Consider the following 19,588-nt stretch of genomic DNA (forward strand, 5'->3'; position numbering starts at 1 on the left):
TTACTACAATGGAAGAAAACAAAGAACTACAGAAAATATATGGCTTTATGCAGGCATTCATATATGTGACTGTTTGCATTGAAATCCTACTATTCGTACATTTCTCATTCAGCGATAGGATTATGCCTATACTATCGAAGTTATCAAGACTGCCAATCTATTCAAATATCTTTTATAGCAAACTATTTACATTATTCATTATTATGGTTACTTGTATTGGAACACGGTCAAAAAAGAATTTGGAACTAGATCCAACCAAGCAAATCATTTTCCCTTTAGTCTTTGGATTCATTATATTTTTTGGAGCAGCATTCTTCTTAATGTTTAAGAGTGGTGCTATTCACAGTGGATTTGAATGGTATAACATCTCCTATATTATTCTATCTATTATTGGTGCTGTACTAATCAATTCTGCATTGGATAACGTATCTAAACGGATAAAATCAAGTTTCATGAAAGACCGTTTCAATGTTGAAAATGAAAGTTTTGAACAGTCTAAAGAACTTGTAAATACAGATTATTCTGTAAATATCCCGATGAAATTCTACTGGAAAAAGAAAATGAATAAGGGATGGATAAACATAGTAAACCCTTTTCGTGGAACATTTGTTATAGGAACTCCGGGAAGTGGAAAATCGTATTCCGTCATAAACTCTTTTATCAGACAACATTCAGCAAAAGGTTTTGCAGAAGTAGTATATGATTTCAAATTCCCAGAACTTGCTAAAATTGCTTATTATCACTTTTTGAGGAATAAGAAAAAAGGGAAAATACCCAAAGAATTCAAGTTTAACGTCATCAACTTTACCAATATTGAATACAGCAAAAGAATCAATCCTTTAAAAAGAGAATATATAGAGATTCTAGCAGATGCTACAGAAACTGCTGAAGCACTATATGAAAGTCTGCAAAAAGGTGATAAAGGCAGTGGAGGAAACAGTGATTTCTTTAAGACTTCCGCAGTCAACTTACTAGCAGCATCCATTTACTTTTGGTCAAGGTATGAAAATGGAAAATATTCTGATCTCCCTCATGTTCTTGCTTTCTTAAACCAAGAATATGATATTCTTTTTAAGGTTCTCTTTTCAGAACCGGAATTAAAATCAATTGTTTCACCATTTGAAGCTGCATACAAATCTGGAGCTGTTGATCAATTAGAAGGTCAGATGGCTAGTTTAAAAATCCAATTATCTAGACTTGCTACTAAAGAATCATTTTGGGTATTCTCTGGAGATGATTTTAACCTAAAAGTGTCGGATAAGAATGCACCGAGTTACCTTATTATTGCAAATAACCCAAAAACTCAAAGTATGAATAGTGCCTTAAATGCTTTGATTATTAATCGTCTTACAAGGCTGGTTAATACTAAAGGCAATTATCCTACATCCATCATAGTTGACGAATGCCCTACACTCTATTTTTATCAACTTGCAACATTACTTTCTACAGCTCGAAGCAACAAGGTTTCTGTTTGTTTAGGATTACAGGAGCTTCCACAACTTGAAGAACAATATGGCAAAGCTACCGCCAAAACAATCTGTTCAATTATCGGTAACACACTATCTGGGCAGGCAAAAGACCCCAATACTTTAGACTGGCTCCAGAAGTTGTTTGGCAAAATAAAGCAGAGAAAAGAGGGTATTTCAATCCAACGTGACAAAACTACAATATCAATGAATGAACAAATGGATTTTGCCATTCCTGCATCAAAAATATCTTCTTTACAGGCAGGTTCTCTAGTGGGACAAATAGCTTTAGACTTCGGTCAGGAAGATAGCTTTCCTACTACAATGTATAACTGCAAAACGGATTTAGACACAAAAAAAATAGAAAAAGAAACTGAACACTATGTAGATTTACCGAAATTCTATAACTTTGGCACAGCAGAAAAACGTGAAGCTCTTTTGCAAAAGAATTTTAAGAAAATCTATGACGAAGTTGAATCCGTAATTAGTCAATATGTATAAAATTAATTTGCCTACACTTGGAGTAAGATTAAAACAAATCAGAGAGTATATAGGATATTCACAAGCTCAGTTAGCAGATAAATTAGGATGCAGACAAAATGCTATTTCTAATATAGAGTTAGGAAAAGGTGGAAGTCTTACACTTCTTATCAACCTTCTGAACTTCTATTCTGAATATGTCTATATCGATCTTATATTCAGTGAAAGGTTTTATCTCATATCAAGTAATGAACATGACGAAGCAAAGAAGGCAAATTATAATTCAGTTATTATTGAATTAATAAAACAATCAGAAAAAATCTTCAATAGCAAAATTGAAGAAAGCCAAAAAGAACTCAAAGAAAATCTACGAAAAGCTATAGATTTATTACGCTCATAAAGAGAAATAGGAGGAAAACGAAGAGGTTTTCTTCCTACTTTTTCAAATCAAGTTGCACCATACTCTGAGATAATTTTTAATCCAAAGTTCCAGAAATAAACCTATCCAGCCCTACTTGAAAGATATAAACCAATCAACGAAATATAATAAACTTTAGGGAAAAGAACATGCCACAGACACAGCAGGGAATATTATATAAATATATAATATATGAATAAATAATATTTAACTATATATTATTGAAATAAATGTCTAATAATTTGCGACATTTGGAGATATTTCGTATATTTGTATATCGAAAAACAACTTATTATCAATCACTTAAAACTGCTTTGGCTGGCAGGATAAACAAAAGCAAACAAAGACATGAAAAAACTAGCAGTAGAATTTTCATTACAAGCTAAGAAATGTGATTTCCCTATTCAGAAAATCAGAAGTTCAATAGATGCAGCCTCTTTTGCAAAACAAATTTATGGGAATGATATTCTTATATATGAATCAGCTTATATAATACTAATCAATTCAGCAGGAAATACAATAGGCTATGCAAAAATATCACAAGGGACGATAAATTCAACCCTCATAGATGTTAGATTAGTTGCTAAATACGCTATTGAAGCTCTTGCTACAGGAGTAATCTTAATACATAACCATCCAAGCGGAAATACCAGACCATCAGTAGATGACAGCAATATGGCAACAAGGTTAAAGAAAGCCCTTGATTTACTTAATATAAGACTACTCGATAGTATAATCATAACAGACACAGAAAATTATTATTCATTTTCTGATGAAGGCTTTATTTAAAAACAAAAATAGTGGGGAGCATCCCCCACTATTTTAATAAAAACGATTATTTAAATTAACATATAATATTAGCACACAGCAGAACTATATCGAATGAAATCCAGTAATTGCTCCATCGTTTACTGTTCCAGAGTTGTTTTTAGAACACCAGCCTATCATTTCATATTTATGACTATATATAGAACCATACTTTATAGTACCTGTAGCCCTTATGTTCTCACATTTGTTTCCTGAAAAGCTGAAAGTTCCATACTCATCTGGCAACCAAGTTGTAGCCGGATTTGAGGAAACTGATGTTCTATCTATAGTTACGCTTGATGTAGTAGGAGCATCATACGATAAAATCATTTCCGTTTTAGACGTAGCCACGGCACTACTATGACTTCCATATATAGGGTAAAGAATTGTAGTTCTAGTCTGATTCAATACTCCAGAATAATCAGAAGCATCATTTACTATAGGTTCAGAATTCTCAAATTCAATGCCATTGTTCATATATTCCAAGAAACTTTTAGTTTTCTCATAATCCATTTCCAAAAGCTCCTTATTACGTTGCTCCACGCTGACAGTAGTATCAAGTTCCCAACCATAAGATTCAAACAAATTCATCAATGTTTCAATCTTTACTTTTTCTTCCTCTGAATAACCACCGTTTACATCTTCTTCATTTGAACATGATGTAAAAAAACAAACAATGGATAAAGTTATCAATGCAAAATAAATTTTTCTCATAAGAATCATCTATAAAAGTTCATTAAAAAATTTGTCATAACATCACTACTTCATCTTTAATAATGTATCAATTCTTTCTATTCCATTTAAGTCTATAAAGCTATTAGCATCATCCAAATCTTGCTGTAATTTTTTGTAATATTGAAGCGGTATCCCCAATTCTACAAAATCACTTTCTGACAGTTTGAAAAAAAGATGATTATCTTTAACCTGCAAGTTTTCTTTAATCGTTTTTTCTAACAATAATAATAACTCTTTTTGTTCCATTGTTCGCAAGCTATCAGGAATGAGATGAACATATTCAAAAGTATCTATTTCTGAATCCAAACTATTTTCCTGCTTTTTCGTACTATTACAGCACGAAAGGAACAAAGCCAGCATTATAAAACTTAAATTTTTTATCATAACAAAATATCTAAATACTAGTTATATCCTTGATAAGTTGCAGTACCTCCATTTGAATCACTAGTACTAAATGCAACTCTAATATTATCATTTGATACATAAAGAGGAACCTGTATGGTTGTATTAACCCCTAATGCACCAATAGCCGACTTACTCTGCCAAGCACCAGAAGAGTATGTCTTACAATTGTACAAAGGAGTAAGAGCAGCATTAGCGCGACATAAGAATTCTATCCCTTTTGTTCCACTTGGAGCCCAAACAAAGCCACTTATCGCCTCTTCTTGCCCATTAGTTCTCAATGTACCAGTTGGAGCAGAATACAGGCTTGGAGTATCCCAATTAGAACGCGATTTTGGAGCTACTTTCGGATCGGTTAATTCCAAAATTGTATTAGGATCATTCTTCAATTTCTGAATCAAAGCGTTTGTTATACTTAGTTCTCGCTGAGCGTCTTCATACAAACCAAATGGGACACCAAGTTTTTCCGCTTCCTCTGCAGAAATACTCAAAGTGTATTGTTCATTATTCAATTCCAAATATTTAGAAAGTACCATGTTAGCTTCTGCTCTTGTTGTACAAAGAGCCACATTCCCTTTCTGTTCATTGACTTCCAAAACATCATCTTGTGAACAAGATGAAACACCCAATGACAAAGTAAGCACCAGCCCAAATGCCAAAAAGAAATTACATTTTTTCATAATTACAAAGTTTAAATGTTAATACATCATCCACATGTGAACTCTACTAGTATTTGTATACCGCAAATATAATCATAATATTATGAAGGTCATAATATTTTTGAGTTTTTTTTAAACCACAGAAATTAAAGTAGTTCCATAACTAAATCTACCACTTTCAGGCACAAGTAAAAGTATCTTTTTTCCCTTTGCTATATTTTGTGTTTTAAGAAGCTCATCTAATGCTACAAATATTGATGCAGACCCCATATTACCAACCCAAGTTAAGTTAGTAAACCATTTATTTTCCCTTAAGTCGATATTTCGTTTTTCTATTTCATTAAGTAATTCTTTATAGAAGAACATGGAAGAAACATGAGGAATCACATAATCAACTTCTACAGGTGCTATATTATGCTTTTTCATTACATTTTCTATATGATCCACCCACAATCTAATTATATGCTTTTTCAAAAGTCTTATATCTTGTTTTACTGTAAAGACAGATTTCTCAGATATTTCTTCGCTATCGTATGATTTCCATGTAGTAATGGAACCGTCCGCCCTGAAGTCAGCTCCAGATATCATGCAAGCAGGCAACTCATTTGCATTTGATTCCATTTCTATCCATTCAATTTTTAAGCTATTACCAGATTCACTTGGTACATTATCTAAATAAACTGCTCCTGCACCATCAGACAACATAAACCTTAAAAAATCTTTTTCAAAACCGAAATATGGATTTTCACCTATGCTATGACATTTTTCATATTCAGCATCATAATGTTTTGAAAGCAATGCTGCAGAAACTAATTCAGATGCACAACATACAGCATTATTCTTCTCTCCAGATACAACTGAGAGGTATGCAATTTTTAATGCTTGCAGCGAAGTCAAGCAAACACCGGATGTAGAAAAAATCTCTATATTTTTCGTTTCTGGTAACAACCCATGTACCATTGAAGCATGGGAAGGGAGAATCTGATCCGGAATAGATGTTGCTGTGGTAATCAGCTCCAAACTCTCTAGATCCTGATTATTATCAAACAACCCTCTTATAGCTCTAGCAGCAAGTTCTGCAGCCGTATGGGTTATTTCTTGATTTTTATTAAGTGCATAGTATCTGGTCTTTATGCCATTTTGCTTAAGCACTAAGTTTTTTACTCTTGAAGGTTTACCCTCTATTCTTCCAATATAATCTTCCATACTTTCATTATCCACTGGTTCGTTAGGAAGGAAAGAATTTACCTTTTTAATAAATACTTCATTTTTCATTAGCTATCTCTCTATAATATGAATAAAACACAACTCTCAACTTTTCTATACTAAGACCTTGATTAAGACTATTTTCAAAAGACATTCCAGAATATATATATCTAAACCTTTGTGCTGTTTCATGAATATCACAAGATGATTTAATTTCTCCAGACTCTTTTGCTTTTTGTAGTATACATTCCCATTGATGCAGACCTCTATTAAACAGTTCTGTAATTTTACGGTCAAAATCTGGATAAAATTTCAGAGCTTGGTATAACAAATTAAAATATCCCCTATGAACATTCTCTATACCCAATGAATGCATTTCTTTCATCCGGTTCTCTACTTTAGTCAGATATAAATCTATAAAATCTTTCAAGGTTGCTATCTCTAAATCAGAAGAACTTGACTGAAATGTGAAAACATATTTATCTATTACAGCTTTAAAAAGATCTTCTTTTGTTTTATACTTAAAAAATATAGCCCCCCGAGTAAGTCCACTTTCTGCCTCCAGTTTTGAAGTTGAAACTCCCTCATAATTATACATAAGAAACAACTTAAAAGCAGGTTTCAATATTCGTTCAATATCATAATTCTTCATATTTCCTTTATTTTTTTTCAAATGTAATAATATTATTATTACAGGCATAATAATAATCAAGAATAATTTTCTCATTACAAAGAAAAAAAATTAACTTTGTCTATCCGGCTATATAGAAACAAAAAAAAGAGAAATTGATAATATCAACTCCTCTTTAATATCATAAGCCATGTTTTATAAAACGACCGTTTTTACGTACTTACAAAAAACGATTCTTTTTTGAATTTATCAAATCAATAATTTGCTTCTCATGCTTTGATACCCAATCTTCAATGATATAGGAAACCAAAGGGGAAATAGGTATTTTCAACTTTGCTTTTAATAAACTAAAAATCTCTTTCAACTCTGAATCTACATAAATAACATCCTTACATGTATACTCCTTTGCCTTAATCACCTTTACTAGTTCTTCTAGGCTCATAGAGTCGCTTTCATTATTGACCTGTTTAAAATCATCAGAAGAATCATCAACTGTTTGATTTTCATTTTCAGTTTGCCCATCACTATATGCAGATGCTTGCTCAACTGCACCATTACGTAACAAAGACGCTATCGCCATAATTGATTTTGATGATGTGGAAGCGTCCGTATCTGTTTTTTTTCTTAATTTCTCAGACATTGCAAATATACAAATTATGAATAATACTCCAAATATATCTATTAAAAGAATAAATTATTTTATTCCACCTTGTTCTATAATACAGTCATAAGCTCCTTTTACCAAATTCATACACTCTCCAGTTATCAATAATGTATTAGCACGCTCCATCAATACAGACTGGGGAATCTCTTTAGTTACAACACCTATTTTCTCTAAAATAGATATAATTTGCTCCTTTGTTTCATATCGCACAGAACTTCGGATGTTGTTGGGTAGGAAAAACACTTTTGCCTTTACTTTCAGATATTGAATAATCTGAATAAAAAAACCTGTACTATCCATTGTAAATTTATCATAGCGGAAAGGACACACTATAATATCTGCCGCATTTAATATCACGCCTAAAGCGTCATTATCAATTCTACCCGGCAAATCAATTATAAGATTACCATTGTCTACATTTTTAAAATCACGGATAACTTTTGCAACATCGCTAATCTTTGCTTCCATGATTTCATATTTTGGTTCATTATCATAGGTCTTAATATCTTCTTCTCTGCGATCCATCAAAGACCGTTGAAAATCAAGATCCAGAACAAGCACTTCTTTTCCAAGTTCCGACAGATAATTTGCGAACTGGGCACAGTTAGTTGTTTTACCACAACCTCCCTTTTGGTTACCGAATACTATAATCATAACTCTTAATATTTTATTGTTGTTGACTTCTTTTTTTCTTTCTCCTATTAGAAGAATCTTGCTGAACATATATGTGTTGACCTAATATGTCGCAAACCACATCAATTATGTTACACCCTCTTGCTGCATTTACATCAGATTTCATAATTTCTTTAATGCCATTTTCTTGTCCTGTAAGAGAATTTACTTTTACTTGACTCCTATTAAAATCAGTCAAAGAAAATTCATCAGAAGAAACAATAATTTTTTCTTTCTTATCTATCAAATAAATTTTATCATTAGACTCTATCAAAACCAGATTCTTATTATGCATAGTAGATCGTATATCTGAATCATAGGAAACATAGCTATTCAGCATATCCACATAAATAGATTTATCAAGATAACCTTCTTTTCCTTTTTGCAAGATAATGACATCATCCAATTTTATATTATATATTTTAGCCAATAACTTAGCTTCATCTGCAGAAGTTATTTTAAAACTATTGGCTTCCCTACATCTACTATGATAACGTAACTGTTCAACTACATCTTTATCTATTCTTAACAGGATAGAATTATTATCCTGTAATACTATCCGTCCATCCATCATAAGAGAATAACCATATTTTTTCAGCTCTGCTTGAAGATCTTCCATAGTCAACGATTTATGGTTATCACGAAATATAGCATTAAGAATAGAATTACAGTTCTCTATCTTAGACTTAGTATCTGGAGAAGTAATCAATGACTTTATTTCCATCAATTCACTTCCTTTATATACCGTTTTATTCGGATAATCTATAACTGTATACCCATAAGGAATAGTATGCCCTTTGCCGACATGGAAAATAAGTTCTATACCGAATTTATTTTTCATAAGCTCTTGTAATTGAGTATAAGACAAACCTTGCTTGTATTTATGCAGAAGAGCAATAATCTGATCCTTTCGTTTATTATCTACTCTATGAGCATTAATCCTTGCATGTATCTCATCTATAGACAAAATAGCATGAACTTCTCCACCTCTACGTAATTTTAGCACATTATTTTGTTCTGTCAATTTCCATCCCTGTTGTTCTAGTAATAATTTATATTGTTGAATAGACGAAAAATTGAAAGAAAAGGCATTAGTAATATCTCTTTTTGCTTTCTCAGACAAATCAACTCTCAGTATTTCATTCATTATTCGTTGTGAACGTACAGCTTCCATCTTATCATTTATTTTGACTCCATCCTTCCCTACCCTTGTCGATACAATATGTACATGGTTATGTTCCGTGTCTGAATGAAAATATATAAGATATGGATTCTTACCATACCCCATTTTGTCTATATACTTAAGTGCTATGTCTTTTAATTCATCGACAGAATATTCGCGTCCTTTACAAGATATGATTGCATGAAACTGTTTATTTTTAACTGCCTTATTAGTTGCACAAACATGTTCCATATAAGCAATCAAATCAGATTTTTTCATATTATCCGGATTGATAGCAAAATTAGCTGCAACAAGCAATTCACCTGTCCCATGCTCATTCTTCTTCTCATTATAATTAACTCCTGCAAAAGTCCTAGCAGCTTTAGCTATTTTTACTATCATACCAACACATATTATTTATACAGCAAATGTATAAATAAATAATCACATATACAAATAATAGATAAAAAAATATTATGTAAACAGATAATATATATTTAGATATAATTTAATCATATAATATATATATAAATATTATTTGATTCGCATGAGTTTACGCCATGTTTCATTAAGTTTTTCTTCCATTTTAATATACTCGCTTAGTCGAGTTTCAATATCTTTAATAACAACATCATTATTTATTCCTTTATGTAAATTGACATACTTGGCTAACTGGTTAATATTTATTCCTATCCTTTTCATTTCAAGACAAATATCATCCATCGCACGAATAAACTCTTTTGGATCTACAAGTTCTACACCATGACCAAAAATTCTTGCACGAACATATTCAGATACGCACTTATATTTCCCAGCTAAACGAATTAACTTATTATACTCGTCAGCACTTAATCTAACCCTCAATACTTTATTTCTATTTGCATCCATAATTAAAAAAATGCACCTAAGTTGCGCAGGTGCTAAAATCCTGATTTATCAGGCAAGATAAGGTTTTTGTAGCCACAAAAACACATCTTGCTATTTACTACTACAATGCAAATATACAATAAAAAAATAAAACCACCTGAAGGGAAAAACATGTTTAGAAATAATCGGCATAAGCATAGATTTCTCCCTGCGCTAAAAGTGGTACCCATATAGAGAAATAACGCGCAACATAAGCCTGAATATGGTCTAAGTAACATCTATAGTAAATATTGGTGATGCCCTCATTAAAGAAATTTGTTTTCATCATAGCTGATATGAATTATTAGACATTTATTTCAATAATATATAGTTAAATATTATTTATTCATATATTATATATTTACATATTGTCCCTGCTGCATCTGTGGCATGTTCTTTTCCCTAAAGTTTCTCATGTGAATTGTTTTACAGCTTCATTCAATCCGGGAATCGGATCAACCTGTAAAGCTCCGGTATTCCGCTCCATTTTGCGGAAGCAAAGTACAGAATGTTTCCTGCCAAAATGGTATCAAAATCAGCTCCGGCTTTCGCAACTCGATTCGAAATATGGTATCAAAAATCAGGCTGCAGGTGGCTGATCTATTCCGGAACCAGTTCCAGTAAGGTATCATAGAAAAGTACTTCCGTATCTGTACCGGAATTAAAAAGAAAACATACTATAGGGAAAAAGTATTGGAACAATTTCAAAAGTATGCATGATATATTATAATAAGGCTTAGGGACAAAAACCCAACTTTCCGAAAAATGGAGTTTTCATTTTAGGGACAAAAACCCAACTTTGTGCCTTTAGACCTATATTTAAGTATTAGAAGAAGTCTTCTTTTCCCTAAAGTTTAGTGTTTTTTTATAAGAAAAGTACCTTTTTAGGTAGTTGAAATAAGAAAAATTCCTTTTTGTGTATGGGTATTGATGTCATTATTTAAATCATTTATTGAAGGTAGTACACATAAATTTTGAAGCGTAATATATTGATTACCAAATAACAACATAAAAAAGTTAGGGACAAAAACCCAACTTTCAAGGGACAAAAACCCAACTTTCAAGGGACAAAAACCCAACTTTCAAGGGACAAAAACCCAACTTTCAACAAAGGTTGGGGACAAAAACCCAACTTTTTATGCTACTTTTCTTCATCTTTTCCTATAATTCCCGGATTATCTTCTATTTCTTTTAATACTGAAGTTAAGCAATACTCTGGAATATCATTAATTTCTTTCCAATGCTTATTAATGTACTCATGTAAAAATAAGATCTTATCCATTACTTTTTGATAATTACTTAAATTTACATTTTTCACTAACCTATCGACCTGTTCTGAAGACATGTGAAGATGCCTCATACAGACATTCCTGATGTTAGTAAGCTGTATTCTTAGCATTTCTTCTTCCTTTTTGCTTGGAGCTGATTTTATAACTTTAAAATTTAACTTATAAGGTTGTAAATCGGATTTAAGTTTATACACTTCCGCCACTTCAAACCAGCAATCAGCTTTTTCAAACAGATCATCATATACAGGTCTGATTACACGTCTATATAGATCCTTAAAATCCTTATACTTGTTTTCTAGTTTCAAATATTTACGAAATCTATCAAGATAAATTGAGAATCCACCTTGATCCTTCCAACTACTGATTAGCATATACATGCGAATTGTATATCGACTTTGTGCGTTAAAAGCTATTTCCTTTATGTAACGTGTAAAACCTTTATCCACATTAATAAATGCAGTAGCAACAAGTTTATCCATCTTTATAGAAAAACTTCGAGCATAGGGAGTCTTAGGGATATTGACTTTTGTAAATAATCCACTAATTTGCCAGCATTCTTCTCCTGTAATGGGATCCTTTGCATCAAATTCGACTGGTATAGAAACTAACTTACGTAACATTGCTTTTACTTCTGAATATTGGTCAGAACTAACCCCTAAATCTTTATACGCAATATCTATCGTTATAGAGTCAGACGCTTGTTCTTCTTGAAATAATGTAAGTTGCTCAAAAGGAATAGCTGTACCATATTTATTCAAATATAAAATACTTTGTTCAATAGCATTTTGTAACTTCTCTATAACGGCTATAAGAATACGAATTTGCACTGTTTTAAAATCACCTGCCATCAACGTAATCAAATTAGGCTGTTTCAACCAAGTAGGATTATCTGGCAATACGACAGGCTTATTCGTTCTAGGATGCCCCTTGCGTATCCTAACTATTTCTCCTTTTAAAATTTCCTTTTTTTGTTTTACCATGTTCTTTTACTTAAAGAAGTTAATATACCAATGAAGAATAAGAAACCAAAGACAAGCATAAACTTAGCAATATAAAAACAGCATAAGATTATTATCTTTAAGCTAAAATATATTATATCCAAAATGTTTCTTAGCATTTTCATCGATTACCTATAAACTAATTTTCCATAATTCCTGCTGAACCTTTTTATATCCAGCATTTTCTAGATATACTCTCTTGATTTCGTCTGGCAGTTTTCCTAGCAGAAATTGTTTCTTATGAAAATGAGCTGTTTTCCTGTCAAAATCACTATTCTTCCACCATCCACGTTTTAATATTAAATCACTAAAACATTCATCCAATGTTTTACTGTTATTAATCAGGTCATTCATCTTTCTTGATTGATATAAATGGATTATTAATACCTTGATAATAAGCAACTGATTCTCCTGACAACCATGTTGACACAAAATAAATAATCTTAGCATCGTCAGGTGGCAAATTCAACCCTTCATCACTTAATTCGCAAAGAAGATTATACTTAAAAATATATTCTTCTTGCGAAACAACTTTCTCATTTACAACTTCGTTATATATCCGTCGATATTGATACCAAGCCGAAGTTCCAAAAAGATTCTCAGAAAGATATTGATTCACCTGTTCCGTTGTATATTCGTTTGACAAACGAATACCCGTCAATCGGAAAATAGCTTCTATCTTAGCCTTTTTCCCAACAAATTTCCGCTTTCCTATTTTATATGATGTATGAGATTCCAGATCTGAATAAGATACAATAAGTGCTTTATCCGGTTCTCTCTCATACACTTTGTATTTAATATGTTTCATATTACTTTTTTATAAAACCAACTATAAAATTCAACAATCTTTGACCGAAATAAGGTTTTAATTTCGGCAAATCGTCATTTAAGACTAAAGAAATCATATCTCCAGACTTTGCTTGTTTCTTCTCCAAATCCTTAATCCATTTTTTTAAGGTTCTGATGCGAAAATAAAAAAGCATACAGGCAATTGAACCCCCTAAAACAATTCCGATTAAAAATTTAAAAACCAAGTCCATCATTCAGATCTTTTAATTTAGTATTTCCTGCCTCATTGATTAACCGTGCAAAAGCAGATTCTAACACAGAGGGAATATCTTTATGTGCACTTATAACATCAGAAATTTTTTTATCACCATATTTAGAGTTCAATTCAGCTATCAAAGAATCAATGTCATTCTTTACTTCATTGAGCCGTTTCAGAAAATAAATATACTCGTCCATTATTGTTTTATTTTAAGTTATTAAATGCGTCTAAAAATGTATTTATCTTTAGCTGTAATGATTGATTCTCTTTTTTCAAACGAACATTTGCTTCCCGTTCATTTAAGTAGCGAACATTCAAATCTTCATATTGACTGATCAAACATTTAATAACACCTGTATAGGTATTAACACCCACGACTTTTTTTAGCCTTTCTAACTTCTCTGATTCTGCTTCACTAATCCTCAAAGTAAACTTTTTATCTTCCATGTTAAAATCTGCTTTTGTTTATCCTGCCAGCCAAAGCAGTTTAAAATTATTGATAATAAATCGTTTCCCGATATACAAATATAGCAATAACATCTAAATGTCGAAAATTGTAAGACATTTATTTTTAAATAAAATGTCTGTGTTTTATAGTCCTGATAACATGAGGTTATCAGGACTATTTAACTTATGCTACATCTGTAATAGATTGTTCATTTTCAAGTTCCAGAGAAATATTTAAATGCCGGGATATATACTTAACAGCTTTTATAGCATCAGCCAAAACAGAGAATAAAAATTTAGGTTCTTCCCCTATTGATTTACACCATGTTTTCAAATAAGCTGCATTCTCCTTTCTTACTGAAACTGAAATTCCTAAATAAAGTCCCATTAAAGCTGCAACCAATTCAGCAACAAGCTCTTCTCGACCATAGCTCTTTATATCACGGTCATAAAAATGTTTTCTATTCAAACGCTCATTTACACCTGTACTATGCCCCATTTCATGGAGTTCCGTTGCATAAAAGTTTTCTCCATCCAAAAATTGCTTCTTCAACGGCAAAGTTATACTATCAGTCGAAAGAGAATAAAAAGCAGAATCAGAATACTCTATACTAATCGGACAAACCCAACTTTGACTTTCATTCATAGCATCTAAAATGGGGTTTACATACATTCCTTTCGTCTGATTATTATTTTCGTCTGTTTCCTTTAGAAATTTCTCTTTGAGCATCTTCCATTTTTGGGGATATCTTGTTGCAAAATCTGTTTGATCTATATTAAAAACATGATAATATTGTGTATATGAAGATAAGCGATAATTTGCTTTATCTTCTTCCGATAACGCCCTGTAATCTTCAAATGAAATTTTCTCATTAGTATTACGTTCATAGGCACACAACATCGTATAATATACAGGAAAAGAAATAGAACCTTTAGAAATCTTAATACCTTCTTTTCTTGCTTGATTAAAAGTCAAAAAAACAGGTGTTTGATAATTATACTTCTCGCAAAGGAAATATAATAAAAACACATTTCCACCTGAATAATATCGACCTGTTAAATTCTGCGGAATAAAAATATTTAGGGATTTACCTTTATAGAACCACGGTTTTTGCCAATTTTCCGACATACTTTCAATCTTTTCAACCATTAAAGCTACAAACTTTTCCGCGTTCTTATCAAATGTTTTTTTCATAATTAATTTTGCTTTTGTTTATCCTGCCAGCCAAAGCAGTTTTAAGTGATTGATAATAAGTTGTTTTTCGATATACAAATATACGAAATATCTCCAAATGTCGCAAATTATTAGACATTTATTTCAATAATATATAGTTAAATATTATTTATTCATATATTATATATTTATATAATATTCCCTGCTGTGTCTGTGGCATGTTCTTTTCCCTAAAGTTTTATATTTTGGGGTGAGCAATTAGGTTTTATAAACGGAATATTCCCTTTAGGGAACATGGAGTCTATAAAACCGAATATCCAATGCCTTGTTTTTGTAGGTGCTTCGTAGAAGCGGTGTAAAAAGCAAAACATTGGATATACCTTAGATGGGTTGGGTGGGAAAAATACGTTAGGGATTGCAGCGGAAAGCTCGACTTGAAAGGCAACCCCCTAAAAGGAAAGTAGAAAATTGTGCATAAAACATTATGATTTAGTATCTTTGCAGGACTATTTCAAACCAAAAGAAAAATGACAAAAGCAGAATTGGTAAATATCATTGCGATAAAAACAGGTATCGACAAAAAAGATGTGATGGCAATTATGGAAAGCCTGATGGCAGAAGTGAAAAACTCTTTGGGCAAAGGCAAGCACATATACTTGAGAGGGTTCGGCAGCTTCATCATAAAACACAGGGCAGAGAAAACCGCACGCAACATCAGCCAAAATACCACAGTGATGGTTCCGGCACACAATATCCCGGCTTTCAAGCCAGCAATGGAATTTGTTAATGCAGTTAGCAAACCGCAAGACAAGAACAGCAACGGGCTAAAAAAGAACGTACTTTTAACTACATCAACAAAATATTACAGCATCATAAATAAAGGGGCGAAATGCATAGAGGACATAACCCATGTCGCATTTGAAAATAAGATAGAGAAAGCTCCTTGCCTTATCAGCACATATTCAAAGGAAGATGCAGAAAAAATATTAGAAAGCTCGGAGATACAGGCACAGATAAAAAAAATGGGTATTGAAATGGAAGTTGTCAGAATTAAATAAAGCAAGAGGCTTTCCATTCCATTCGGCAAATACTCTGTTTTTAAATAGTAGCGTATTCGTCAAGCTCTTTAATCCGCTTTATAACAAGGTCAAATCGTTTCTTGGTAAGAGGGGTAAGCGTATCGAGGTTTTCGCCGTCGAAGTCCTCGCCGAAAATAAGGTTGTCCACCCCTATGCTGTGATTGTAGTTCTCACGTACACAGTTGCGCAGCGTCCAAAGGTTGTGCAGGTTTACCCAGTCGGCTGTGCGGTTCTTTATCCTACTGAACAGGATAACGGCAGTCCGCAAATAGTGTCCCACATGGTCGTAATCGTGGAATACTCGCTTTCCTAAATAGTAGATGTCAATGTCTTTATTTTCTTCGTCCTCGACCACTTGGCAGAGGGCGAATGGGATATTTTTTAGATTATCCCATTCTATGTAATCAGTTGGTTTCATGTTTGTTACTTTTTAAATAGTTCTGAATGGCTTCCTAATCTCAAAACTTCGATGATGTCCTTTTCTGCATCCAGCCATATCAGAAGAAAATCGCCCTCGATGTGGCACTCCATGCAGCCAAGATAATCACCTTTGAGCATGTGCGCCCTGTATTTGGCTGGAAGTTCTATTTCGTTCTCCAGCATTTGAAAGACTTCCAGCAGCTTTTCCAGCTTGTTGGGGTTGTTCCGATACCTTTTGAAGTCCTTTTTGAATTGTGTTGAGTATCGCAGTGTTTTCATCATTCACAGGACTTTATAAAGGCTTCCATGCTGCTTGTGTCTATTGTACCAGCAAACTTGCCTGTACGTGCTTCTTTTATGGCTGCAATGGTTTCTTCATTCGGTTCTGAATACATTGCGTCCATCAGTGTGCTTTCAACGAAGTTGTTTAGACTTCTGTTGGCTTTTCTCGCTTCTTCCTGTAAGTCCTTTAACAAGTCCTCACGCAAGCGGAAAGAGGTCTGTTTTCTTATTACTGCTTCCATTTTCTTTGTGTATTATATTGTATCACAAAAGTAATACATTATATCACAGAATCCAAATTAAAAGGTTTTTTTTACACAATAAAATAGAGAAAAAATTTGCTTTTCTATACTGTTGCATTCAAATATTGTTTTTCAGGACATTCAAAATCTATACACAGAAGCACCCCACAAACATCAAAAACAAAAGCTACAAGGAAACATCGCGCAACCAGAAATAAAAAGTGCGATAGTTCTGGAGATTCAGAACTATCGCACCATATATCAACAATAGGGAAAAGAATTATCTTCCACATTTAGCAGTTTCCCTATTGTCAAAGTGTAGCATACGGATCAAGCTTTCTGATGCGCTTACATAAATAATCAAAACGTCTTTGTGTCAGCGGGGTGATTGTATCATAGTTCTTTCCATCGAAATGCGAACCATATATCAAATGTTCCACACCTATGCAATGATTATGATTTTCCCGAATACAGTTCCGCAATATCCAAAGATTCTTCAAATTTACCCATTCAAGCGTTATCCTTTTAATTCGAGCGAACAGTCTTATAGCTGTATATAAATAATACCCACAATGATTGTAATCATGCAAAACAAGCTCACCATTATAATACACATCAATATCTTCATTTTCTACATCTTCCTTTACTGTACAAAGGAAAAATGGAATATTTTGCAAATTATCCCAGTCAATATAAGTTGTTGGTTTCATAATTATTACATTTCACATTTTTGTTAAGATTCATTCTCTTATTTCTTATGTTACATACCCAAATGTAGCAACTTTTGGGCATGTAACACAACATAGAATAGAAGTTCAGGGTACTAATTTTAACAGTTCCATCCCTTATCCGATATAAGTTTTATTGCTTAAAAATTAAATTTTCTCTCTTCATAAGAAAAAGTCCCCATCCAGCAGCAATCTTTTAATCTAAATCCATATTGAGATTCTAAAGTATATAAATACGACTCAAAATCATCAAAATTTTCAGCCATAGCTTTTTGTTTTTCATCAAGCTTTATTATTAAAATTGAGCCTGTAGAATAATCCAATAAAGTTACATAATTTATATCCATCTTTCTAATTGCTTTTGTTTATCCTGCCAGCCAAAGCAGTTTTAAGTGATTAATAATAAGTTGTTTTTCGATATACAAATATACGAAATATCTCCAAATGTCGCAAATTATTAGACATTTATTTCAATAATATATAGTTAAATATTATTTATTCATATATTATATATTTACATATTGTCCCTGCTGCATCTGTGGCATGTTCTTTTCCCTAAAGTTTCTCATGTGAATTGTTTTACAGCTTCATTCAATCCGGGAATCGGATCAACCTGTAAAGCTCCGGTATTCCGCTCCATTTTTGCGAAAGCTAAGTACAGAATGTTTCCTGCCAAAATGGTATCAAAATCAGCTCCGGCTTTTGCAACTCGATTCGAAATATGGTATCAAAAATCAGGCTGCAGGTGGCTGATCTATTCCGGAACCAGTTCCAGTAAGGTATCATAGAAAAGTACTTCCGTATCTGCACCGGAATTAAAAAGAAAACATACTATAGGGAAAAGGATTTATCAACTTAGTTAAATCAAAAATTTATTTCCCAATGATACATGTTCTAATATTGGAGATAGCTTTCGCTTTAAAACAAAGATTTTCAAGAAATAAACTATTTTTATTTTTTCCTACGATTTATACTAACGTTTTCAAATGATAAGTATCGGTACAAAGTAGCCTTGCTTCCAATCTTCAGCATTTTACAAATCTCATTTATACTATACTCACCATTCAGATACAAAATTTTAGCTGCTTTTGCTTTTCTTTTACCTTCTACGGACAAACCTTTCGGTCGTCCTCCTAACTTTCCTCTTTCCCTAGCAGCTTGTAATCCTGCCTTTGTCCTTTCAATAATCATTTCTCTCTCATATTCAGCTAAAGCAGCAAATATACCAAACTGACATTTTCCTAAAGCACTACTTGTATTAATGCCATCACTAATACTAATAAATGCAATATTACGCTTTTGCAAACCATCTACAATAGAAACCAACTCTTTTAAAGATCTTCCTAACCTATCAAGCTTCCAAATCACAAATGTATCACCAGCACGCAAATAAGATAAAGCCTTATCTAATTCTGGTCGCTCTTTTACACCTGAAGCCTTTTCCATGAAAATACGTTCACACCCAACACTTTTTAAAGCATCAAGTTGAAGATCTAAATTTTGTTCACGTGTAGATACACGAGCATATCCTATAAATTCCATAACTATTAAGTTTCATAAACTCATTAAAATGTAAAACTTTCATTTTAAGCAACAAAAATACAAATATATCTAACACAGGATTACCCTGAATATAAGTACATAAAAACGGTCGTTTTATAAAACTTAAAAAA

Annotated in this window: 26 protein-coding genes; 4 read left to right on the plus strand and 22 right to left on the minus strand. The window is 32.4% G+C overall.

Going from position 1 to position 19,588, the window contains the following annotated elements; translation table 11 throughout:
* The first annotated feature begins 8 nt into the window (after window positions 1-8).
* The 3 genes from BACSA_RS18550 to BACSA_RS18560 all read left to right on the plus strand — a co-directional run bounded on the left by BACSA_RS18550 (window position 9) and on the right by BACSA_RS18560 (window position 3,153).
* Window positions 9-1,967: a type IV secretory system conjugative DNA transfer family protein gene (locus BACSA_RS18550; RefSeq protein WP_013619552.1), complete on the plus strand. Its 1,959-nt coding sequence runs from the start codon at window positions 9-11 to the stop codon at window positions 1,965-1,967.
* Window positions 1,960-2,346: a helix-turn-helix transcriptional regulator gene (locus BACSA_RS18555; RefSeq protein ID WP_013619553.1), complete on the plus strand. Its 387-nt coding sequence runs from the start codon at window positions 1,960-1,962 to the stop codon at window positions 2,344-2,346. The genes BACSA_RS18550 and BACSA_RS18555 overlap by 8 nt, the downstream gene beginning before the upstream one ends.
* A gap of 366 nt (window positions 2,347-2,712) precedes the next feature.
* Entirely contained in the window at window positions 2,713-3,153 is a 441-nt protein-coding gene (locus tag BACSA_RS18560; RefSeq protein WP_013619554.1) for a JAB domain-containing protein, read from the plus strand.
* Between the two features lie 84 nt (window positions 3,154-3,237).
* On the opposite strand, the gene BACSA_RS18565 is transcribed toward BACSA_RS18560, so the two are convergent.
* From BACSA_RS18565 to BACSA_RS18640, 16 genes are all read right to left on the minus strand, one after another.
* On the minus strand, window positions 3,238-3,885 hold the full coding sequence (locus BACSA_RS18565; protein WP_085929115.1) for a hypothetical protein: 648 nt from the start codon (window positions 3,883-3,885) through the stop codon (window positions 3,238-3,240).
* 45 nt (window positions 3,886-3,930) lie between these two features.
* The gene (locus BACSA_RS18570) at window positions 3,931-4,290 is read right to left on the minus strand and encodes a hypothetical protein (protein WP_144005311.1); all 360 of its coding nucleotides are present in this window, start codon (window positions 4,288-4,290) and stop codon (window positions 3,931-3,933) included.
* A gap of 17 nt (window positions 4,291-4,307) precedes the next feature.
* Window positions 4,308-4,988: a hypothetical protein gene (locus BACSA_RS18575; protein WP_013619557.1), complete on the minus strand. Its 681-nt coding sequence runs from the start codon at window positions 4,986-4,988 to the stop codon at window positions 4,308-4,310.
* Between the two features lie 111 nt (window positions 4,989-5,099).
* Window positions 5,100-6,242: a beta-ketoacyl-ACP synthase III gene (locus BACSA_RS18580; RefSeq protein ID WP_013619558.1), complete on the minus strand. Its 1,143-nt coding sequence runs from the start codon at window positions 6,240-6,242 to the stop codon at window positions 5,100-5,102.
* The gene (locus BACSA_RS18585) at window positions 6,232-6,825 is read right to left on the minus strand and encodes a TetR/AcrR family transcriptional regulator (protein WP_013619559.1); all 594 of its coding nucleotides are present in this window, start codon (window positions 6,823-6,825) and stop codon (window positions 6,232-6,234) included. Before BACSA_RS18585 ends, BACSA_RS18580 begins: the two co-directional genes overlap by 11 nt.
* A 199-nt stretch (window positions 6,826-7,024) precedes the next feature.
* Window positions 7,025-7,444 (minus strand): hypothetical protein, encoded by a 420-nt coding sequence (locus tag BACSA_RS18590; RefSeq protein ID WP_013619560.1) that lies wholly within the window; start codon window positions 7,442-7,444, stop codon window positions 7,025-7,027.
* Window positions 7,445-7,498: 54 nt separating this feature from the next.
* Entirely contained in the window at window positions 7,499-8,122 is a 624-nt protein-coding gene (locus tag BACSA_RS18595; protein WP_013619561.1) for a ParA family protein, read from the minus strand.
* Between the two features lie 13 nt (window positions 8,123-8,135).
* Window positions 8,136-9,704, minus strand: coding sequence for a relaxase/mobilization nuclease domain-containing protein (locus BACSA_RS18600; RefSeq protein ID WP_013619562.1), 1,569 nt, complete (start codon window positions 9,702-9,704; stop codon window positions 8,136-8,138).
* A 132-nt stretch (window positions 9,705-9,836) separates the two neighbouring features.
* Window positions 9,837-10,190, minus strand: coding sequence for a plasmid mobilization protein (locus BACSA_RS18605; RefSeq protein WP_013619563.1), 354 nt, complete (start codon window positions 10,188-10,190; stop codon window positions 9,837-9,839).
* Window positions 10,191-11,349: 1,159 nt separating this feature from the next.
* Window positions 11,350-12,477: a replication initiation protein gene (locus BACSA_RS18610; protein WP_013619565.1), complete on the minus strand. Its 1,128-nt coding sequence runs from the start codon at window positions 12,475-12,477 to the stop codon at window positions 11,350-11,352.
* A gap of 150 nt (window positions 12,478-12,627) precedes the next feature.
* Window positions 12,628-12,849 (minus strand): hypothetical protein, encoded by a 222-nt coding sequence (locus BACSA_RS18615; RefSeq protein ID WP_013619566.1) that lies wholly within the window; start codon window positions 12,847-12,849, stop codon window positions 12,628-12,630.
* Window positions 12,842-13,303, minus strand: a complete 462-nt coding sequence (locus BACSA_RS18620) for a hypothetical protein (protein ID WP_013619567.1) — start codon at window positions 13,301-13,303, stop codon at window positions 12,842-12,844. The genes BACSA_RS18615 and BACSA_RS18620 overlap by 8 nt, the downstream gene beginning before the upstream one ends.
* 1 nt (window position 13,304) lies before the next feature.
* Entirely contained in the window at window positions 13,305-13,538 is a 234-nt protein-coding gene (locus tag BACSA_RS18625) for a hypothetical protein (protein ID WP_144005313.1), read from the minus strand.
* Window positions 13,519-13,740 carry a hypothetical protein gene (locus BACSA_RS18630; protein ID WP_013619569.1) on the minus strand — a complete coding sequence of 74 codons (222 nt, stop codon included), beginning with the start codon at window positions 13,738-13,740 and terminating at the stop codon, window positions 13,519-13,521. The genes BACSA_RS18625 and BACSA_RS18630 overlap by 20 nt, the downstream gene beginning before the upstream one ends.
* A gap of 7 nt (window positions 13,741-13,747) precedes the next feature.
* A complete protein-coding gene (locus BACSA_RS18635) occupies window positions 13,748-13,990 on the minus strand; it encodes a hypothetical protein (protein WP_013619570.1) in 243 nt (80 codons plus the stop codon).
* A gap of 184 nt (window positions 13,991-14,174) precedes the next feature.
* Entirely contained in the window at window positions 14,175-15,185 is a 1,011-nt protein-coding gene (locus BACSA_RS18640) for an ArdC family protein (RefSeq protein WP_013619571.1), read from the minus strand.
* A 473-nt stretch (window positions 15,186-15,658) separates the two neighbouring features.
* Between BACSA_RS18640 and BACSA_RS20900 the strand changes: the two genes are divergently transcribed.
* Window positions 15,659-16,222: an HU family DNA-binding protein gene (locus BACSA_RS20900; protein WP_394358881.1), complete on the plus strand. Its 564-nt coding sequence runs from the start codon at window positions 15,659-15,661 to the stop codon at window positions 16,220-16,222.
* 40 nt (window positions 16,223-16,262) lie between these two features.
* On the opposite strand, the gene BACSA_RS18650 is transcribed toward BACSA_RS20900, so the two are convergent.
* The 6 genes from BACSA_RS18650 to BACSA_RS18675 all read right to left on the minus strand — a co-directional run bounded on the left by BACSA_RS18650 (window position 16,263) and on the right by BACSA_RS18675 (window position 19,457).
* Window positions 16,263-16,661, minus strand: a complete 399-nt coding sequence (locus tag BACSA_RS18650) for a hypothetical protein (RefSeq protein WP_013619573.1) — start codon at window positions 16,659-16,661, stop codon at window positions 16,263-16,265.
* A gap of 5 nt (window positions 16,662-16,666) precedes the next feature.
* Window positions 16,667-16,942 (minus strand): type II toxin-antitoxin system YafQ family toxin, encoded by a 276-nt coding sequence (locus BACSA_RS18655; RefSeq protein WP_013619574.1) that lies wholly within the window; start codon window positions 16,940-16,942, stop codon window positions 16,667-16,669.
* Window positions 16,942-17,187, minus strand: coding sequence for a hypothetical protein (locus tag BACSA_RS18660; RefSeq protein ID WP_013619575.1), 246 nt, complete (start codon window positions 17,185-17,187; stop codon window positions 16,942-16,944). Before BACSA_RS18660 ends, BACSA_RS18655 begins: the two co-directional genes overlap by 1 nt.
* A 311-nt stretch (window positions 17,188-17,498) precedes the next feature.
* The gene (locus BACSA_RS18665; RefSeq protein WP_013619576.1) at window positions 17,499-17,897 is read right to left on the minus strand and encodes a hypothetical protein; all 399 of its coding nucleotides are present in this window, start codon (window positions 17,895-17,897) and stop codon (window positions 17,499-17,501) included.
* A 158-nt stretch (window positions 17,898-18,055) separates the two neighbouring features.
* Window positions 18,056-18,262, minus strand: coding sequence for a hypothetical protein (locus BACSA_RS18670; RefSeq protein ID WP_013619577.1), 207 nt, complete (start codon window positions 18,260-18,262; stop codon window positions 18,056-18,058).
* 604 nt (window positions 18,263-18,866) lie between these two features.
* Window positions 18,867-19,457, minus strand: a complete 591-nt coding sequence (locus tag BACSA_RS18675) for a recombinase family protein (protein WP_013619578.1) — start codon at window positions 19,455-19,457, stop codon at window positions 18,867-18,869.
* Window positions 19,458-19,588: the final 131 nt, after the last annotated feature.

It is taken from the genome of Phocaeicola salanitronis DSM 18170 (assembly GCF_000190575.1).
In the GTDB taxonomy this organism is placed as follows: Bacteria; Bacteroidota; Bacteroidia; order Bacteroidales; family Bacteroidaceae; genus Phocaeicola; species Phocaeicola salanitronis.

Excerpts from the sequence above, each read along its gene's own strand:
- BACSA_RS18565 (WP_085929115.1), bottom strand. The coding sequence starts at position 3,885 with ATGAGAAAAATTTATTTTGCATTGATAACTTTATCCATTGTTTGTTTT.
- BACSA_RS18640 (WP_013619571.1), bottom strand. The coding sequence starts at position 15,185 with ATGAAAAAAACATTTGATAAGAACGCGGAAAAGTTTGTAGCTTTAATG.
- BACSA_RS18675 (WP_013619578.1), bottom strand. The coding sequence starts at position 19,457 with ATGGAATTTATAGGATATGCTCGTGTATCTACACGTGAACAAAATTTA.
- BACSA_RS18630 (WP_013619569.1), bottom strand. The coding sequence starts at position 13,740 with ATGGACGAGTATATTTATTTTCTGAAACGGCTCAATGAAGTAAAGAAT.
- BACSA_RS18585 (WP_013619559.1), bottom strand. The coding sequence starts at position 6,825 with ATGAAGAATTATGATATTGAACGAATATTGAAACCTGCTTTTAAGTTG.
- BACSA_RS18590 (WP_013619560.1), bottom strand. The coding sequence starts at position 7,444 with ATGTCTGAGAAATTAAGAAAAAAAACAGATACGGACGCTTCCACATCA.
- BACSA_RS18625 (WP_144005313.1), bottom strand. The coding sequence starts at position 13,538 with ATGATGGACTTGGTTTTTAAATTTTTAATCGGAATTGTTTTAGGGGGT.
- BACSA_RS18650 (WP_013619573.1), bottom strand. The coding sequence starts at position 16,661 with ATGAAACCAACTGATTACATAGAATGGGATAATCTAAAAAATATCCCA.
- BACSA_RS18600 (WP_013619562.1), bottom strand. The coding sequence starts at position 9,704 with ATGATAGTAAAAATAGCTAAAGCTGCTAGGACTTTTGCAGGAGTTAAT.
- BACSA_RS18555 (WP_013619553.1), top strand. The coding sequence starts at position 1,960 with ATGTATAAAATTAATTTGCCTACACTTGGAGTAAGATTAAAACAAATC.
- BACSA_RS18620 (WP_013619567.1), bottom strand. The coding sequence starts at position 13,303 with ATGAAACATATTAAATACAAAGTGTATGAGAGAGAACCGGATAAAGCA.
- BACSA_RS18635 (WP_013619570.1), bottom strand. The coding sequence starts at position 13,990 with ATGGAAGATAAAAAGTTTACTTTGAGGATTAGTGAAGCAGAATCAGAG.
- BACSA_RS18615 (WP_013619566.1), bottom strand. The coding sequence starts at position 12,849 with ATGAATGACCTGATTAATAACAGTAAAACATTGGATGAATGTTTTAGT.
- BACSA_RS18660 (WP_013619575.1), bottom strand. The coding sequence starts at position 17,187 with ATGGAAGCAGTAATAAGAAAACAGACCTCTTTCCGCTTGCGTGAGGAC.
- BACSA_RS18550 (WP_013619552.1), top strand. The coding sequence starts at position 9 with ATGGAAGAAAACAAAGAACTACAGAAAATATATGGCTTTATGCAGGCA.
- BACSA_RS18560 (WP_013619554.1), top strand. The coding sequence starts at position 2,713 with ATGAAAAAACTAGCAGTAGAATTTTCATTACAAGCTAAGAAATGTGAT.
- BACSA_RS18670 (WP_013619577.1), bottom strand. The coding sequence starts at position 18,262 with ATGGATATAAATTATGTAACTTTATTGGATTATTCTACAGGCTCAATT.
- BACSA_RS18575 (WP_013619557.1), bottom strand. The coding sequence starts at position 4,988 with ATGAAAAAATGTAATTTCTTTTTGGCATTTGGGCTGGTGCTTACTTTG.
- BACSA_RS18605 (WP_013619563.1), bottom strand. The coding sequence starts at position 10,190 with ATGGATGCAAATAGAAATAAAGTATTGAGGGTTAGATTAAGTGCTGAC.
- BACSA_RS18665 (WP_013619576.1), bottom strand. The coding sequence starts at position 17,897 with ATGAAACCAACAACTTATATTGACTGGGATAATTTGCAAAATATTCCA.
- BACSA_RS18595 (WP_013619561.1), bottom strand. The coding sequence starts at position 8,122 with ATGATTATAGTATTCGGTAACCAAAAGGGAGGTTGTGGTAAAACAACT.
- BACSA_RS18570 (WP_144005311.1), bottom strand. The coding sequence starts at position 4,290 with ATGATAAAAAATTTAAGTTTTATAATGCTGGCTTTGTTCCTTTCGTGC.
- BACSA_RS18610 (WP_013619565.1), bottom strand. The coding sequence starts at position 12,477 with ATGGTAAAACAAAAAAAGGAAATTTTAAAAGGAGAAATAGTTAGGATA.
- BACSA_RS18655 (WP_013619574.1), bottom strand. The coding sequence starts at position 16,942 with ATGAAAACACTGCGATACTCAACACAATTCAAAAAGGACTTCAAAAGG.
- BACSA_RS18580 (WP_013619558.1), bottom strand. The coding sequence starts at position 6,242 with ATGAAAAATGAAGTATTTATTAAAAAGGTAAATTCTTTCCTTCCTAAC.